Source organism: Streptomyces sp. NPDC045678, from assembly GCF_056432085.1.
Genome location: NZ_JBWKJS010000009.1, coordinates 50,284 through 65,568, shown reverse-complemented (window position 1 = coordinate 65,568; position 15,285 = coordinate 50,284). Strand labels below are relative to the sequence as shown.

13 protein-coding genes are annotated in these 15,285 nt (G+C 69.2%); 12 read left to right on the top strand and 1 reads right to left on the bottom strand.

Features of this window, described 5'->3' with window-relative positions:
- The first annotated feature begins 257 nt into the window (after positions 1–257).
- The 3 genes from AC07DO_RS29230 to AC07DO_RS29220 all read left to right on the top strand — a co-directional run bounded on the left by AC07DO_RS29230 (position 258) and on the right by AC07DO_RS29220 (position 3,361).
- Positions 258–1,292, top strand: coding sequence for an Rv2578c family radical SAM protein (locus AC07DO_RS29230; RefSeq protein WP_479063713.1), 1,035 nt, complete (start codon positions 258–260; stop codon positions 1,290–1,292).
- 120 nt (positions 1,293–1,412) lie between these two features.
- Positions 1,413–2,966, top strand: a complete 1,554-nt coding sequence (locus tag AC07DO_RS29225; protein ID WP_479063712.1) for an alpha/beta hydrolase — start codon at positions 1,413–1,415, stop codon at positions 2,964–2,966.
- The gene (locus AC07DO_RS29220; RefSeq protein WP_479063711.1) at positions 2,963–3,361 is read left to right on the top strand and encodes a RidA family protein; all 399 of its coding nucleotides are present in this window, start codon (positions 2,963–2,965) and stop codon (positions 3,359–3,361) included. Before AC07DO_RS29225 ends, AC07DO_RS29220 begins: the two co-directional genes overlap by 4 nt.
- Before the next feature lie 22 nt (positions 3,362–3,383).
- Here the strand turns inward: AC07DO_RS29220 and AC07DO_RS29215 are convergent, their stop codons facing one another.
- Positions 3,384–3,971 carry an adenylosuccinate lyase gene (locus tag AC07DO_RS29215; RefSeq protein ID WP_479063710.1) on the bottom strand — a complete coding sequence of 196 codons (588 nt, stop codon included), beginning with the start codon at positions 3,969–3,971 and terminating at the stop codon, positions 3,384–3,386.
- Between the two features lie 352 nt (positions 3,972–4,323).
- On the opposite strand from AC07DO_RS29215, the gene AC07DO_RS29210 reads away from it, so the two are divergent.
- The 9 genes from AC07DO_RS29210 (at position 4,324) to pssA (ending at position 15,243) form a co-directional block, all read left to right on the top strand.
- Complete coding sequence (locus AC07DO_RS29210) at positions 4,324–6,105, top strand: 3-hydroxyacyl-CoA dehydrogenase family protein (RefSeq protein WP_479063709.1); 1,782 nt, start codon at positions 4,324–4,326, stop codon at positions 6,103–6,105.
- A gap of 112 nt (positions 6,106–6,217) precedes the next feature.
- Positions 6,218–7,024, top strand: coding sequence for a TetR family transcriptional regulator (locus AC07DO_RS29205; protein ID WP_479063708.1), 807 nt, complete (start codon positions 6,218–6,220; stop codon positions 7,022–7,024).
- A gap of 438 nt (positions 7,025–7,462) precedes the next feature.
- Positions 7,463–8,824 (top strand): crotonyl-CoA carboxylase/reductase, encoded by a 1,362-nt coding sequence (gene ccrA, locus AC07DO_RS29200; protein ID WP_479063707.1) that lies wholly within the window; start codon positions 7,463–7,465, stop codon positions 8,822–8,824.
- A gap of 22 nt (positions 8,825–8,846) precedes the next feature.
- Positions 8,847–10,874 (top strand): protein meaA, encoded by a 2,028-nt coding sequence (locus tag AC07DO_RS29195; RefSeq protein ID WP_479063706.1) that lies wholly within the window; start codon positions 8,847–8,849, stop codon positions 10,872–10,874.
- Complete coding sequence (locus tag AC07DO_RS29190; RefSeq protein ID WP_479063705.1) at positions 10,871–11,836, top strand: HpcH/HpaI aldolase/citrate lyase family protein; 966 nt, start codon at positions 10,871–10,873, stop codon at positions 11,834–11,836. The genes AC07DO_RS29195 and AC07DO_RS29190 overlap by 4 nt, the downstream gene beginning before the upstream one ends.
- Positions 11,837–11,841: 5 nt before the next feature.
- Positions 11,842–12,366, top strand: a complete 525-nt coding sequence (locus AC07DO_RS29185; RefSeq protein WP_399537334.1) for a MaoC family dehydratase — start codon at positions 11,842–11,844, stop codon at positions 12,364–12,366.
- A gap of 4 nt (positions 12,367–12,370) precedes the next feature.
- Complete coding sequence (locus AC07DO_RS29180) at positions 12,371–13,576, top strand: acyl-CoA dehydrogenase family protein (protein WP_150187060.1); 1,206 nt, start codon at positions 12,371–12,373, stop codon at positions 13,574–13,576.
- A gap of 169 nt (positions 13,577–13,745) precedes the next feature.
- Entirely contained in the window at positions 13,746–14,402 is a 657-nt protein-coding gene (locus tag AC07DO_RS29175; protein WP_479063704.1) for a phosphatidylserine decarboxylase, read from the top strand.
- Complete coding sequence (pssA, locus tag AC07DO_RS29170) at positions 14,389–15,243, top strand: CDP-diacylglycerol--serine O-phosphatidyltransferase (RefSeq protein WP_479063703.1); 855 nt, start codon at positions 14,389–14,391, stop codon at positions 15,241–15,243. Before AC07DO_RS29175 ends, pssA begins: the two co-directional genes overlap by 14 nt.
- Positions 15,244–15,285: the final 42 nt, after the last annotated feature.

Here is a 15,285-nt window from a genome sequence, read left to right as displayed (position 1 = left end):
CTCTCCAGGTCGTTCTCGACGACCGGGTCGCTCGTGACGGCCTGTTCCTTCGGGCTCGTCCTCAGGCTCGCGCGACCCGGACAAGGACATGCTGATGAGGCGTACGGCGGGCCATATTCATCAACCTCCCTCGTCGCGGCGGTGTCGCGCAGGTCGCGCTTGACGGAACGCTATCAAAAGCACGGCGCGCGGAGCGGGGTCGCACGATCAAGGGAACGTATGTTCTATTCTGTGGTCAGTGCTACCGAGGAGGCGCCATGCGCTGGGAGAACCTTTCCGACGGGCCACGCCGTGGCACCGCGGATGCCGCGCTGTTCGGCGCGGACGCGGTGACGACGAGGGTGATCGACACCCCCGAGTTCAGAGGGATCACGTTCCACGAGATACGGGCCAAGTCGATCGTGAACCGTGTGCCGGGGGCGTCCCGCATGCCGTTCGAATGGACGGTCAACCCCTATCGGGGGTGCACGCACGCGTGCGTCTACTGTTTCGCGCGCAAGACGCACAGCTATCTGGACCTGGACACCGGACTCGGTTTCGACAGCCAGATCGTCGTCAAGGTCAACGCCGCCGAACTGCTGCGGCGCCAGCTCGCCTCGCCGCGCTGGCACGGGGACCACATCGCCATGGGCACGAACGTGGACTGCTACCAGCGCGCGGAGGGCCGCTACCGGCTGATGCCGGGGATCATCGCGGCCCTGCGCGACCGCGGGAACCCGTTCTCCATCCTGACCAAGGGGACGCTGATCCTGCGCGACCTGGATCTGCTGCGGCAGGCCGCCGCGGTGACGGACGTCGGGGTCTCCGTGTCCGTGGGCTTCGTCGACGAGGAGCTGTGGCGCACGGTGGAGCCGGGCACCCCGGCGCCCGGGCGCCGCCTCGACGCCGTGCGCACCCTCACCGAGCACGGCATCGGCTGCGGCGTCCTGATGGCACCGGTCGTTCCCTTCCTCGGCGACCACCCGGATCAGCTGCGCGCCACGGTGCGGGCCGTCGCCGAGTCGGGGGCGACCTCGGTGACGCCGCTGGTGCTGCATCTGCGGCCGGGGGCGCGGGAGTGGTTCATGGCGTGGCTCGGCCGGCACCACCCGCACCTGGTGCGGCGGTACGAGCGGCTGTACGCGGAGGGCGCCTACGCCCCCAAGTGGTACCAGCGCCGCATCACCCGCCAAGTGCACGAACTGGCCGAGGAGTTCGGCATCGGTCCCACGCGCGCGGGTGCCGCCCGACGGATCCGGGTCCCCGAGGAGCCCGAGCCCGCCGCGGGACCCACTCAGCTCACCCTGCTCTGACCGGCTTGCTCCGTTCGGGTTGTTCCCGGCCGGGACGGGCGCTCTTGTGGAGCCCGTTCCGGGAAGATGCGCCGGAGATCGCGGCCCCCTGGCCCCGAACCCGCCGCCCTGGGAGGCCGAATGAAGAAGCGTGCCGTCGTACTCTGCTCGGTCGCCGCCGTGACGGCGACCCTGGCCGCGGCGGTGCCGCCCGCCTCGGGAGCCCCGGCGGAGCGCGGCCCGCTCGCCTGGAAGAAGTGCGCCACCAAGAACCACCCGACGCTCCAGTGCGCGTCCCTGAAGGTGCCCCTCGACCACCAGGAGCCGCACGGGCGGCAGATCACCCTCGCCCTGTCCCGCGTCCCGCACACCGCCAAGACCTTCCAGGGACCGCTCCTGGTGAACCCCGGAGGCCCCGGCGGCAGCGGCCTTTCGATGGCGGGGTTCGTCGCGAAATCGCTGCCCGAGAAGGCGGCCGCGCAGTACGACATCGTGGGCTTCGACCCGCGCGGGGTCGGCAGGAGCCGGCCCGCGCTCAACTGCGCGCCGGGCCACTTCGACCCCGTGCGCCCCGCCGCCGTCCCGGCCACGGCCGCCCTGGAACGCGACAACCTGCGCAGGGCACGGGCGTTCGCGACGGCGTGCGGCAAGAAGTACGGCGACGTCCTGCCCTTCATCGACTCGGTGAGCGTCGCCCAGGACATGGACGCCATCCGCGCGGCCCTCGGCGCCGGGCGGATCAATTTCTTCGGCTACTCCTACGGCACATACCTGGGCGCCCTCTACGGAAGGCTCTATCCGCACCGGGTGCGGCGCATGGCGCTCGACTCACTCGTCGACCCGTCGGGGCTCTGGTACGACAACAACCTCCGCCAGGACCGGGCCTTCGACGACCGCCACAAGGCGTTCATGACCTGGATCGCCCGCCACGACGCGAGTTACGGGCTCGGCGGGAACCCGCGGGACGTCGAGGCCAAGTGGTACGCGATGCGCGAGGCGCTCGCCGCGAAGCCCGCGGGCAAGAAGGTGGGCGCCGCCGAAGTGGAGGACACCTTCCTGCCCGGCAGCTACTACAACGGGTACTGGCCCCGCCTGGCCAAGGCGTTCGCCGCGTACGTGAACGACGGGAACAGCACACCGCTCGTGGCGGCGTACGACGTGTTCGGGGCGGTCGACGCCGCGGGCGAGAACAGCTACAGCGTCTACAGCGCCGTGCAGTGCCGCGACGTGCAGTGGCCGCGCGACTGGCGGACGTGGCGCGACGACAACGACCGCATGCACGCGAGGGCACCGTTCGCCACCTGGAACAACGCCTGGTACAACGCGCCCTGCGCGTTCTGGCCGACGCACCACCTGAGCCCGCCGGACGTCGCCAACTCCGAGCTGCCGCCCGTCCTGCTGTTCCAGGGCACGGACGACCCGGCCACCCCGTACGACGGAGCCGTGAACCTCCACCGCATGCTGCGGGGCTCCCGCCTGGTGATCGAACAGGGCGGCGGCAACCACGGCGTCACCCTCAGCGGCAACAAGTGCCTCGACCGGCACCTGGCGGTGTACCTGACGACCGGCAAGGTACCGACCGGCGACGGCGAGATCGACGCGGTCTGCGAAACCCGGCCGGCCCCGAAGCCACAGCCCCCGAGCAAGGCGAAGCCGAGGGCGCTGTCACACCCGTGGTCCACGATGAACACATGAGCCGACTCACCCACATCCACGCCCCCGAGGGCGTCGCCCCCGCCACCGCGTACACGCACGTCGTCATGGGCTCGGGCCGCTTCGTCGCGGTCTCGGGCCAGTTGGCCCTGGACGAGGACGGCAGGCCGGTCGGCGAGGGCGACGCGGCCGCGCAGGCCCGGCAGGTCTTCGAGAACCTCCGGCGGTGCCTCGCGGCGGCGGACGCCACCTTTGACGACGTCGTGAAGCTGACGTACTTCGTGACGGACATGGCGCACATGCCCGCCGTGCGGGCCGCCCGGGACGCCTTCCTCGATCCCGGGCGACTCCCCGCGGCCTCGGCGGTACAAGTGGCGTCCCTGGTGCGCCCCGAGTTCCTGATGGAGATAGAGGCGTTCGCAGTGGTGCCCGAGTAGCCGGCGCTCCGCAGCCGCCCCGTCAGCCGGCGCGGTCGTCGTCCTGTGGGAGGCGGGCCAGGGCGGCCGAGGCCGCCGCCGCCAGGCGGGGGTGGCCGCGGGCGGCCGTCAGGACCGGCCTGGCGCGGGCGTCGCCCAGTGCGCCGAGACCCTCCACGCAGGCGAGCGCGATCTTGCCGAAGGGGTCGTGCGGCGCCAGTCTGCGCTGGAGCGTGGTGATCAGCGCCGGCGCCGACTCGGGGGCGCGCAGCTCCGTGAGCAGGCGCACGGGGTACAGGGCGTAGGCGACGCGGAGTTCGTTCGTGGCCAGGGCGGCGGCGGCGCGTGCCGTGCGCGGGTCGCCGAGGCGGGCCAGGGCGTGGGCCGCGGCGGCGCAGCGTGGTGGGTCCCGGTGGTTCAGGAGGAGGACGAGCGACTCGAAGGCCCTGCGGTCGCCCGCGACACCGAGTCTGACCGCGGCCAACTCCCGGGCCCACAGGGGCTGCCCGGGTGAGACGAGCACTTCGGCCAGCTCGTCGGGGTCTTCGGCGGCGATCAGCCTCTCGTACTCCTTCGATCCGCCCGCCTCGGCCCGTAAGCGTTCCGTCACCGTCCGCAACTCCTCATCCATGGTCGCGAGCCTAAGCCTTACCGCCGGTCGCGATGTAGATCACAGACACGGGAAAACATCGCGGGCTGGCGCGCTCGTTACTCGCCGGTTAGTCTCATGTGAGCGGGGCACACTCCCCGTAGCAGTTATTTCCTCGTGGCGGCCTGGTGACGCAGCCGCCGCGAGTGTCTGGTCGGTTCGGTACTTCACGTACCTCAGTACGACGTGGCTCCGGGACAGAGCCGGTCGACTCCCCTCACCGGGCGTGCCCTGCGCGCCGCCCGGACACGACACGCATCACTTCCCGCTCGCCGTGCGGCAGTCGCCGTACCCGCGCGCCCCTCAGTCGTCACTCTCTTCCTGGAGTCCACGCATGGACGCTCCCTTGAACACCGTCGCCGTCATCGGTCTGGGCACGATGGGCACCGGCATCACCGAGGTCCTGGCCCGGGCGGGCCGCGAGGTCATCGGCATCGACATCTGCCAGGCCGCGGCCACCCGCGCCGTCGAGTCCCTGGAGGCCTCGACCGCCCGCGCCGTGCGCCGAGAGCGCCTCACCGAGGAGGAGCGCCGCGGCATCCTCACCCGCTTCCGCACCTTCACCGACCTGCGCGCCGCGGCCGACGCCGACCTGGTCATCGAGGTCGTCCCGGAGTCGTACGAGATCAAGCAGCAGGTCGTGCGCGAGATCGACGCCGTCGTGCGCCCCGAGACGATCATCGCGACCGGCACCAACGCGCTGTCCGTGACCCGCCTCGCCGCCGAATCGGCGCGCCCGGAGCGGGTGTTGGGCCTGCACTTCTTCAACCCGGCGCCCGCGATGAAGCTGGTCGAGGTCGTCTCGTCCGTGCTGACCGCGCCCGCCGCCGTCACCGCGGTCACCGATCTGGCGATCGCGCTGGGCAAGGAGCCCGTCGCCGTCGGCGACCGGCCGGGCTTCGTCGCCGACGGGCTGCTCTTCGGCTACCTCAACCAGGCCGCCGCGATGTACGAGGCGAAGTACGCGTCGCGCGAGGACATCGACGCGGCGATGCGGCTGGGCTGCGGCCTGCCGATGGGGCCGCTCGCGCTGCTCGACCTGATCGGCGTGGACACCGCCCGCACGGTCCTCGACGCCATGTACGCCGAGTCGCAGGACCGCCTGCACGCGCCCGCGCCGATCCTCAAGCAGCTGAGCGAGGCGGGCCTTACCGGGCGCAAGGCGGGCCGCGGCTTCTACACGTACGCGGAGGCGGGCGGCTCGGAGGTGGTGCGCGACGCGCTGACCCCCGCGGAGGACGAGGAGCGCGCGCCGGGGCGCACGGTCCGCTCGGTCGGCGTCGCGGGCTCGGGGACGATGGCGTCCGGCATCGCGGAGGTCTTCGCCAAGGCGGGCTTCTCCGTGGTGCTCGCCGCTCGGACCGAGGAGAAGGCGGAGACCGCCAAGTCCCGCATCGGCAAGTCCCTGTCCCGCTCCGTGGACAAGGGCAGGATGACGGCGGAGGCGGCGGCTCAGACGCTGGAGCGGATCACACCCGCGGGGTCGTACGAGGCGTTCGCCGACGTCGACCTGGCCCTGGAGGCCGTCGCGGAGGACCTGGACGTCAAGCGGCAGCTCTTCGCGACCCTCGACAAGGTCTGCAAGCCGGGCGCGATCCTGGCGACCACGACGTCCTCGCTGCCGGTCGTCGCCTGCGCCCGTGCCACCTCGCGGCCGCGTGACGTGATCGGCATGCACTTCTTCAACCCGGCCCCGGCGATGAAGCTGGTCGAGGTGGTCCGCACGGTGGTGACCGCGGACGACGTCCGGGCCACGGTCCGCGAGGTGTGCGCGAAGATCCGCAAGCACCCGGTGGACTGCGGCGACCGTGCCGGCTTCATCGTGAACGCCCTGCTGTTCCCGTACCTCAACAACGCGATCAAGATGGTCGAGGAGCACTACGCCTCGCTGGACGACATCGACGCCGCGATGAAGCTCGGCGGCGGCTACCCCATGGGCCCCTTCGAGCTCCTGGACGTCGTCGGCCTGGACGTGTCGCTGGCCATCGAGAAGGTCCTGCACCGCGAGTTCCGCGACCCGGGCCTGGCCCCGGCGCCGCTGCTCGAACACCTGGTGGCCGCGGGCTGCCTCGGCCGCAAGACGGGCCGTGGCTTCCGCGAATATGCGCGGCGCTGAGCAGGCCGAGGAGCGACCGGGGGAACGGACGGACTGGGGCGGGCTGCTCGAACCCTCGGGCGGCCCCGTCCCTCAGGAGCACCGTGGCGCGCACATGCAGTACGTTCATGGCATGTCCAAGGCCGCCAAGTCCTCACGCAACGCAACCCCCGACGCTCCCGAGAGTGCCGCGGGCAGCCGTGCCGCCGCCCAACGGCTCAAGATGCGCAGGGAGCTGGCGGCCGCTGCCATGGAGCTCTTCGCGTCCAAGGGGTACGAGGCGACGACGGTCGACGAGATCGCCGCGCAGGCCGGGGTGGCCCGCCGGACGTTCTTCCGGCACTTCCGCTCCAAGGAAGAGGCGATCTTCCCGGACCACGACGACACCCTGATCCGCGCGGAGGCGGTCCTCAACGCGGCTCCGCCGCACGAGCACCCGCTGGACACGGTGTGCCGGGGCATCAAGGAAGTCATGAAGATGTACGCGGCGTCGCCCGCGGTCTCCGTGGAGCGCTACCGCCTCACCCGTGAGGTCCCCACGCTCCGTGAGCGCGAGATCGCCTCGGTGGCCCGCTACGAACGGCTCTTCACGCGCTATCTGCTGGGCCACTTCGACGAGCAGGCGCACCACGACGGGAACGACGACCCGCTGCTCGCCGAGGTCGCCGCGTCCGCGGTCGTCACCGCCCACAACCACGTCCTGCGGCGATGGCTGCGGGCGGGCGGCCAGGGCGACGTGGAGACCCAGCTGGACCACGCGTTCGCGATCGTCCGGCGGACCTTCGGCACGGGCATCGGCGCGGGCCGCGACACGATGCCGGCGGCCACGCCGGCGACGGTGTCCGAGCAGGGCGAGGTGCTGGTCGCCGTGGCGCGCACGGACGCGCCGCTGGACGAGGTCATGCGGACCATCGAGAAGGCGCTCAGGGAGCGTTCCTAGCGGCTCGGCGGGGTTCCCGACGCGTTCCTTCGGGTGTTCCTGGGCAGGTTTTGATCCGCCTTCATGCGTGGCTTAGAAGGGGGCGCTACCTTTCGGTAGCGCCCCCTTCGTCCTGTCGGCACCCCCTCTGACCTGCGGTGATCGATCATCGGTCAAAAATTAATGGCACCCAGTGTCTTGCCCGTTGGCACGCGGTGCCATACGTTGATGTTGTCCGGGCGGCCGGCGTGCAGGGATCTCGCGCACGTCGGCTGTCCCCTCAAGCCACGGCTTGCGCGCCCGGACGCCTGCGTCACAGGCACCTCCCGCGCCACACCAAGGCGTTGCCGAGCACCACCCTTCGCCGAACCGACGGCACACCCCTCCACAGCATCACAACGAACGCCGACGTATCCCCCTCGAAGAGCGCCCCCTCAGCGCTACCGCCGGAGGTAAACCGTGAAGGAAATCCTGGACGCGATTCAGGCTCAAACCGCGACCGCGAGTGGCTCGGCCACGGTCACATCCGCAGATTTCGCCGCTCTCCCGCTGCCCGAGTCGTACCGCGCGATCACCGTGCACAAGGACGACGCGGAGATGTTCGCGGGCCTCGAGACCCGCGACAAGGACCCCCGCAAGTCGCTCCACCTCGACGACGTGCCGATCCCCGAACTCGGCCCGGGCGAGGCCCTGGTGGCCGTCATGGCCTCCTCGGTCAACTACAACTCCGTGTGGACCTCGATCTTCGAGCCGCTGTCGACCTTCAGCTTCCTGGAGCGCTACGGCCGGCTCAGCGAGCTCACCAAGCGCCACGACCTGCCGTACCACATCATCGGATCCGACCTCGCAGGCGTCGTCCTGCGCACCGGGCCCGGCGTGAACGCCTGGAACCCGGGCGACGAGGTCGTCGCGCACTGTCTGAGCGTCGAACTCGAGTCGTCCGACGGCCACAACGACACGATGCTCGACCCCGAGCAGCGCATCTGGGGCTTCGAGACCAACTTCGGCGGTCTCGCCGAGATCGCGCTGGTCAAGTCCAACCAGCTGATGCCCAAGCCCGGCCACCTCAGCTGGGAGGAGGCGGCGTCCCCCGGCCTGGTGAACTCCACCGCCTACCGCCAGCTGGTCTCCCGCAACGGCGCCGGCATGAAGCAGGGCGACAACGTCCTGATCTGGGGCGCGAGCGGCGGACTCGGCTCGTACGCCACGCAGTTCGCACTCGCCGGCGGCGCCAACCCCATCTGCGTGGTGAGCAGCCCGCAGAAGGCGGAGATCTGCCGCGCCATGGGCGCCGACGCGATCATCGACCGCAACGCCGAGGGCTACAAGTTCTGGAAGGACGAGCAGACCCAGGACCCGAAGGAGTGGAAGCGCTTCGGCAAGCGCATCCGCGAACTCACCGGCGGGGAGGACATCGACATCGTCTTCGAGCACCCCGGCCGCGAGACCTTCGGCGCCAGCGTCTACGTCACCCGCAAGGGCGGCACCATCACCACCTGCGCGTCGACCTCCGGCTACATGCACGAGTACGACAACCGCTACCTGTGGATGTCCCTCAAGCGCATCATCGGCTCGCACTTCGCCAACTACCGCGAGGCCTGGGAGGCGAACCGCCTGATCGCCAAGGGCAAGATCCACCCGACGCTCTCCAAGGTCTACTCCCTGGAGGACACCGGGCAGGCCGCCTACGACGTCCACCGCAACCTCCACCAGGGCAAGGTCGGCGTCCTCGCCCTCGCGCCCGAGGAGGGCCTGGGCGTGCGCGACCCGGAGATGCGCGCCCAGCACATCGACGCGATCAACCGCTTCCGCAACGTCTGAACGCACTGAGGAGCAGCGCAAGATGACAGAGCGTCAGAAGGACCGGCCGTGGCTCATGCGGACGTACGCCGGTCACTCCACGGCGGAGGCGTCCAACGAGTTGTACCGGCGCAACCTCGCCAAGGGGCAGACGGGCCTCTCGGTCGCGTTCGACCTGCCCACGCAGACCGGCTACGACCCCGACCACATCCTCGCCCGCGGCGAGGTCGGCCGGGTCGGTGTGCCCGTCTCGCACCTCGGTGACATGCGACGGCTGTTCCAGGACATCCCCCTGGAGCAGATGAACACCTCGATGACGATCAACGCCACCGCCATGTGGCTCCTGGCGCTCTACCAGGTGGTCGCGGAGGAGCAGGGTGCGGACATCACCAAGCTCCAGGGGACGACACAGAACGACATCGTCAAGGAGTACCTCTCGCGCGGGACGCACGTCTTCCCGCCGGGTCCCTCCCTGCGCCTCACCACCGACATGATCACGTACACCGTGGCGCGGATCCCCAAGTGGAATCCGATCAACATCTGCAGCTACCACCTCCAGGAGGCGGGGGCCACACCGGTCCAGGAGATCGCGTACGCGATGTCCACCGCCATCGCGGTTCTCGATGCCGTACGCGACTCGGGGCAGGTCCCCGAGGAGAAGTTCGGGGACGTCGTGGCCCGCATCTCCTTCTTCGTGAACGCCGGAGTGCGGTTCATCGAGGAGATGTGCAAGATGCGGGCGTTCGGGCGGATCTGGGAACAGGTCACGCGCGAGCGATACGGCATCGAGAACCCGAAACAGCGCCGGTTCCGCTACGGCGTGCAGGTCAACTCCCTCGGTCTGACCGAGGCGCAGCCGGAGAACAACGTCCAGCGCATCGTCCTGGAGATGCTGGCCGTCACGCTCTCCAAGGACGCACGCGCGCGTGCCGTGCAGCTGCCCGCCTGGAACGAGGCGCTGGGTCTCCCCCGGCCCTGGGACCAGCAGTGGTCGCTGCGCATCCAGCAGGTCCTCGCGCACGAGAGCGACCTCCTGGAGTACGAGGACATCTTCGCGGGCTCGCACGTCGTCGAGGCCAAGGTGGCCTCGCTCGTCGAGGAGTCCCTCGCCGAGATGGACCGCATCGAGGAGATGGGCGGCGCGATGGCCGCCGTCGAGTCCGGCTACCTCAAGTCGCAGCTCGTCTCCTCGCACGCGGAGCGCCGGGCGCGCATCGAGTCGGGCCAGGAGAAGATCGTCGGCGTGAACTCCTACGAGTCCACGGAGCCGAGCCCGCTCACCTCGGACCTGGACGCGGCGATCATGACGGTCGACCCGGCGGTCGAGGCCCGCGTGGTGGACGCCCTCAAGCAGTGGCGCGACACCCGCTACCAGCCGCCGTTCAACCACCCCCGCCCCTGCAAGGCCCTGGAGCGCCTCAAGGAGGTGGCGGCCGGGACGGGCAACCTCATGGAGGCCACCCTGGAGTGCGCACGCGCCGGTGTGACGACCGGAGAGTGGGCGGGGGCACTCCGGGAGGTCTTCGGGGAGTTCCGGGCTCCTACGGGCGTCTCAAGCGCTCCTGTGGCCGTCACGGCCGAGGAGGGCACACCGCTCGCCCTCGTCCGCGAGAAGGTCGCACGGACGGCCGAGGACCTCGGCGGCGGCCGGCTCCGCTTCCTGGTCGGCAAGCCGGGCCTCGACGGACACTCCAACGGCGCCGAGCAGATCGCGGTGCGCGCGCGTGACGCGGGCTTCGAAGTGGTCTACCAGGGCATCCGCCTCACGCCCGAGCAGATCGTCGACGCGGCCCTCGCCGAGGACGTGCACGCGGTCGGCCTGTCGATCCTCTCCGGTTCGCACGCGGAGCTCGTCCCCGACGTGCTGGAGCGGCTCCGCAAGGCGGGCGCCACCGACATCCCCGTCGTCGCCGGCGGCATCATCCCCAACAGCGACGCCGAGGACCTGAAGGCGGCGGGTGTGGCCGCCGTCTTCACCCCCAAGGACTTCGGCATCACCGAGATCATCGGCCGTATCGTCGACGAGATCCGGAAAGCGAACAACCTCGACCCCCTGGAGGTCCCCGCATGACCGCGCCCATCAACCGCCTTCGTCCGCGCCGCTCCTGTCTGGCGGTCCCGGGTTCGAACCCCCGCTTCCTGGAGAAGGCCCAGGGCCTCCCGGCCGACCAGGTCTTCCTCGACCTGGAGGACGCCTGCGCGCCGCTCGCCAAGCCCGAGGCGCGGCACACCATCGTCAAGTTCCTCAACGAGGGCGACTGGACGGGCAAGACGCGGGTCGTGCGCGTCAACGACTGGACGACCGAGTGGACGTACCGCGACGTCGTGACCGTTGTCGAGGGGGCCGGCCAGAACCTCGACTGCATCATGCTGCCGAAGGTGCAGACGGCCGAGCAGGTCGTCGCCCTCGACCTGCTCCTCAGCCAGATCGAGAAGACGATGGGCTTCGAGGTCGGCAAGATCGGCATCGAGGCGCAGATCGAGAACGCGCGGGGCCTCAACAACGTCAACGCGATCGCCGAGGCCTCCCCGCGCGTCGAGACGATCATCTTCGGCCCGGCCGACTTCATGGCGTCCATCAACATGAAGTCCCTGGTCGTCGGCGAGCAGCCGCCCGGCTACCCGGCGGACGCCTACCACTTCATCCTCATGAAGATCCTGATGGCCGCCCGCGCCAACAACCTCCAGGCGATCGACGGCCCCTACCTGCAGATCAAGAACGTCGACGGCTACCGCGAGGTCGCGAACCGCGCCGCGGCGCTCGGCTTCGACGGCAAGTGGGTCCTGCACCCCGGTCAGGTGGAGGCCGCCAACGAGGTCTTCTCGCCCTCGCAGGAGGACTTCGACCACGCCGAGCTGATCCTGGACGCGTACGAGTACTACACGTCCGAGGCGGGTGGCAAGAAGGGCTCGGCGATGCTCGGCGACGAGATGATCGACGAGGCCAGCCGGAAGATGGCCCTGGTCATCTCCGGGAAGGGCCGTGCGGCCGGGATGACCCGCACGTCCAAGTTCGAGGCCCCGGAGGCGTAAGACACATGCAGTTCGGCCGCACCTACGAAGAGTTCGAAGTCGGCGCCGTGTACAAGCACTGGCCCGGAAAGACGGTCACCGAGTACGACGACCACCTCTTCTGCCTGCTCACCATGAACCACCACCCCCTCCACATGGACACGAACTATGCGGAGAAGACGACGGACTTCGGGAAGAACGTCGTCGTGGGCAACTACATCTACTCGCTGCTCCTCGGCATGTCCGTCCCCGACGTCTCCGGCAAGGCCATCGCCAACCTGGAGATCGAGTCGCTCAAGCACGTGGCGCCGACCTTCCACGGCGACACGATCTACGGCGAGACGACGGTCCTCGACAAGACGCCCTCCCGGTCCAAGTCGGACCGCGGCATCGTGTACGTGGAGACCAGGGGCTACAAGCAGGACGGCACGCTGGTCTGCGTGTTCCGCCGCAAGGTGATGGTGCCCACAGAGACGTACATCAAGGAGCGCGGCGGCGAACAGCCCGGCCGCCCGGAGCTCAACGCCCCGTCGAAGAACGCGGAGAAGTGAACCCATGAGCCGACTCGCGCAGACCGCCGGTCTCACCGACATCCAGCAGGAGATCCTGGCCACCGTCAGGGACTTCGTCGACAAGGAGATCATCCCTGTCGCGACCGGACTGGAGCACCGTGACGAGTACCCGCAGCAGATCGTCGACGGCCTCAAGGAGTTGGGTCTCTTCGGGCTCATGATCCCGGAGGAGTACGGCGGTCTGGGCGAGTCGCTGCTCACGTACGCGCTCTGCGTCGAGGAGATCGCGCGTGGCTGGATGTCGGTCTCCGGCATCATCAACACCCACTTCATCGTTGCGTACATGCTCAAGCAGCACGGCACGCAGGAGCAGAAGGAGACCTTCCTGCCGCGCATGGCGGCCGGCGAGGTGCGGGGCGCGTTCTCGATGTCGGAGCCGGGGCTCGGCTCCGATGTGTCGGCGATCACGTCCAAGGGCGTCAAGGACGGCGACGAGTACGTTCTCAACGGTCAGAAGATGTGGCTCACCAACGGCGGGACGTCGACTCTGGTGGCCGTTCTGTGCCGGAGTGACGAAGGACACCCGGAGGGCACGGCGCCCCACAAGTCGATGACGACCTTCCTCGTGGAGAAGGAGCCCGGCTTCGGCGAGGTCCGGCCCGGCCTCACCATCCCCGGCAAGATCGACAAGATGGGTTACAAGGGCGTCGACACGACCGAACTCATCATGGACGGACTGCGAATTCCGGCCAATCGTGTGCTCGGCGGGGTCACCGGCCGAGGGTTTTACCAAATGATGGACGGCGTCGAGGTCGGGCGCGTCAATGTCGCAGCTCGTGGCTGTGGTGTCGCTCAGCGTGCCTTCGAACTGGGTGTCTCGTATGCCCAGCAACGTCACACTTTCGGCAAGGCGATCGCCCAGCACCAGGCCATTCAGTTCAAGCTGGCCGAGATGGCTACCAAGGTCGAGGCCGCCCATGCGATGATGGTGAACGCAGCGCGCAAAAAGGACTCCGGGGAACGAAACGACCTCGAAGCAGGCATGGCGAAGTACCTCGCCTCCGAGTACTGCAAGGAAGTCGTGGAGGACGCGTTCCGGATCCATGGTGGATACGGCTTCTCGAAGGAGTATGAGATCGAGCGCCTCTACAGGGAGGCACCCATGCTGCTGATCGGTGAAGGTACCGCCGAGATCCAGAAAATGATCATTGGCCGACGGCTACTCGAAGAGTATCGATTCCAGGGCTAGATGCCCGGTTTGGGCCATTTTCGCTGAGAAGAAGATCACACCCTGTCAACACTCTTCAGCCGCGGACTCGGCTTCCTGGCTTGCCCAGTTGTGGCTCGCAACCGATAACATCCGGAAAAGCCGCCGTCCCCCATTCCCTGCGCGGCCTCATCCGCTACGAAGGTCATCCATGCCCCACAGCCAAACCTCTGCACCACGCGACGGCATTCTCCAGGGACGCCTTGCCCGCGGAGCATCGCCGTGGCTCCTGCCCACCGTCGCCACCGCGGCACTCAGCCTCGCCCGCGCGCGCCGCTCCAAGGGCGCCGCGGCCGTAGCCGTCCCTGCCACCGCCCTCGCGGCCGGCATGCTGTGGTTCTTCCGCGACCCGGAGCGCGAGATCGCTCAGGGCCGTGTCATCTCTCCGGCCGACGGTGTGGTGCAGAGCATCATGCCGTGGAAGGACGGGCGCACCCGCGTCGCCATCTTCATGAGCCCGCTGAACGTGCACGTCAACCGCGCGCCCCTCGCGGGCACGGTGACGTCCGTGGAGCACATCCCCGGCGGGTTCGTCCCGGCGTTCAACAAGGAGAGCGAGAACAACGAGCGCGTTGTCTGGCACTTCGACACCGAGCTCGGCGACATCGAGATGATCCAGATCGCGGGCGCGGTCGCGCGGCGCATCGTGCCGTACGTGCCGCAGGGCATGAAGGTGGAGCAGGGCGAGCGGATCGGCCTGATCCGTTTCGGCTCGCGCGTCGACATCTACCTCCCCGAGGGTGTCGAGGTGGACGTCGAGGTCGGTCAGAAGACCGTGGCTGGGGTGACTCGCATTGACCGTGGTTGATCCAGAGACACAGGCGGGCTGGGTGCCCGAGGCGGTGGAGGACGAGGCCGATGAGGAGATGCCTCTCTCACTGCGCCTCTCGATAGCGGACACCCTCACGCTCGGTAACGCCACGTGCGGGTTCATGGCGGTGTACTTCACCACCACGGGAATCCTCATCCCGCACCTCCAGGGCAGCAACGAGAGCGGCATGGCGCGGCACTCCGCCGCGACCGCCGTGATCCTGATGCTCTGCGCGGCCGTCTTCGACCTCTTCGACGGTCTCGTGGCGCGCAAGCTGCGGTCCTCGCCGATGGGCGCGGAGCTGGACAACCTGTCGGACCTGATCAGCTTCGGTCTGGCCCCGGCGTACTTCGTCCTGGTCTACGGCATGGTCGCCGACGACGCGCACCAGCGGGTGGCGGCGGTCGGCGCGATCGTCGTGCTGTTGGCGGTGGTGCTGCGGCTTGCGCGGTTCAGTTGCGTGACCGTGAAGGACGGCACCTTCCAGGGCATGCCGTCGCCCTTCGGAGCGCTGACGGTCGTCTCGATCGTGCTCCTGGAGCTGCCCTTCGTGGCGACGCTCCTGGCGATCATCGGCACGGCCTGGCTCATGGTCAGCCGCGTCGAGTACCCGAAGCCGCGCGGTCCCCTCGCGGTCGCCATGCTCTCCTGGATCGTCGCGGCGATGGGGCTGCTCGCGGCGTGGGCGTTCGAGGCTCCCGGTGGCCAGCTGCTCCTGCAGACCGGCTGCGCGCTCCAGCTCGTCCTGGGTGCGGTGATCCCCCTCTTCGCCACGGCTCGGAGGGTGAACAACTTCCGCGGCAACCGGCGTGAGGCGCGGGCGACGCAATTGCCGTAGCGGCGCTTGAGCAGTGTGAAGGGGGGCCTGAACCGAATGGTT

What these genes read in the sequence shown, in the direction of transcription:
- AC07DO_RS29230 (WP_479063713.1), top strand. Translation starts at nt 258, where the DNA reads ATGCGCTGGGAGAACCTTTCCGACGGGCCACGCCGTGGCACCGCGGAT.
- AC07DO_RS29225 (WP_479063712.1), top strand. Translation starts at nt 1,413, where the DNA reads ATGAAGAAGCGTGCCGTCGTACTCTGCTCGGTCGCCGCCGTGACGGCG.
- AC07DO_RS29220 (WP_479063711.1), top strand. Translation starts at nt 2,963, where the DNA reads ATGAGCCGACTCACCCACATCCACGCCCCCGAGGGCGTCGCCCCCGCC.
- AC07DO_RS29215 (WP_479063710.1), bottom strand. Translation starts at nt 3,971, where the DNA reads ATGGATGAGGAGTTGCGGACGGTGACGGAACGCTTACGGGCCGAGGCG.
- AC07DO_RS29210 (WP_479063709.1), top strand. Translation starts at nt 4,324, where the DNA reads ATGGACGCTCCCTTGAACACCGTCGCCGTCATCGGTCTGGGCACGATG.
- AC07DO_RS29205 (WP_479063708.1), top strand. Translation starts at nt 6,218, where the DNA reads ATGTCCAAGGCCGCCAAGTCCTCACGCAACGCAACCCCCGACGCTCCC.
- AC07DO_RS29195 (WP_479063706.1), top strand. Translation starts at nt 8,847, where the DNA reads ATGACAGAGCGTCAGAAGGACCGGCCGTGGCTCATGCGGACGTACGCC.
- AC07DO_RS29190 (WP_479063705.1), top strand. Translation starts at nt 10,871, where the DNA reads ATGACCGCGCCCATCAACCGCCTTCGTCCGCGCCGCTCCTGTCTGGCG.
- AC07DO_RS29185 (WP_399537334.1), top strand. Translation starts at nt 11,842, where the DNA reads ATGCAGTTCGGCCGCACCTACGAAGAGTTCGAAGTCGGCGCCGTGTAC.
- AC07DO_RS29180 (WP_150187060.1), top strand. Translation starts at nt 12,371, where the DNA reads ATGAGCCGACTCGCGCAGACCGCCGGTCTCACCGACATCCAGCAGGAG.
- AC07DO_RS29175 (WP_479063704.1), top strand. Translation starts at nt 13,746, where the DNA reads ATGCCCCACAGCCAAACCTCTGCACCACGCGACGGCATTCTCCAGGGA.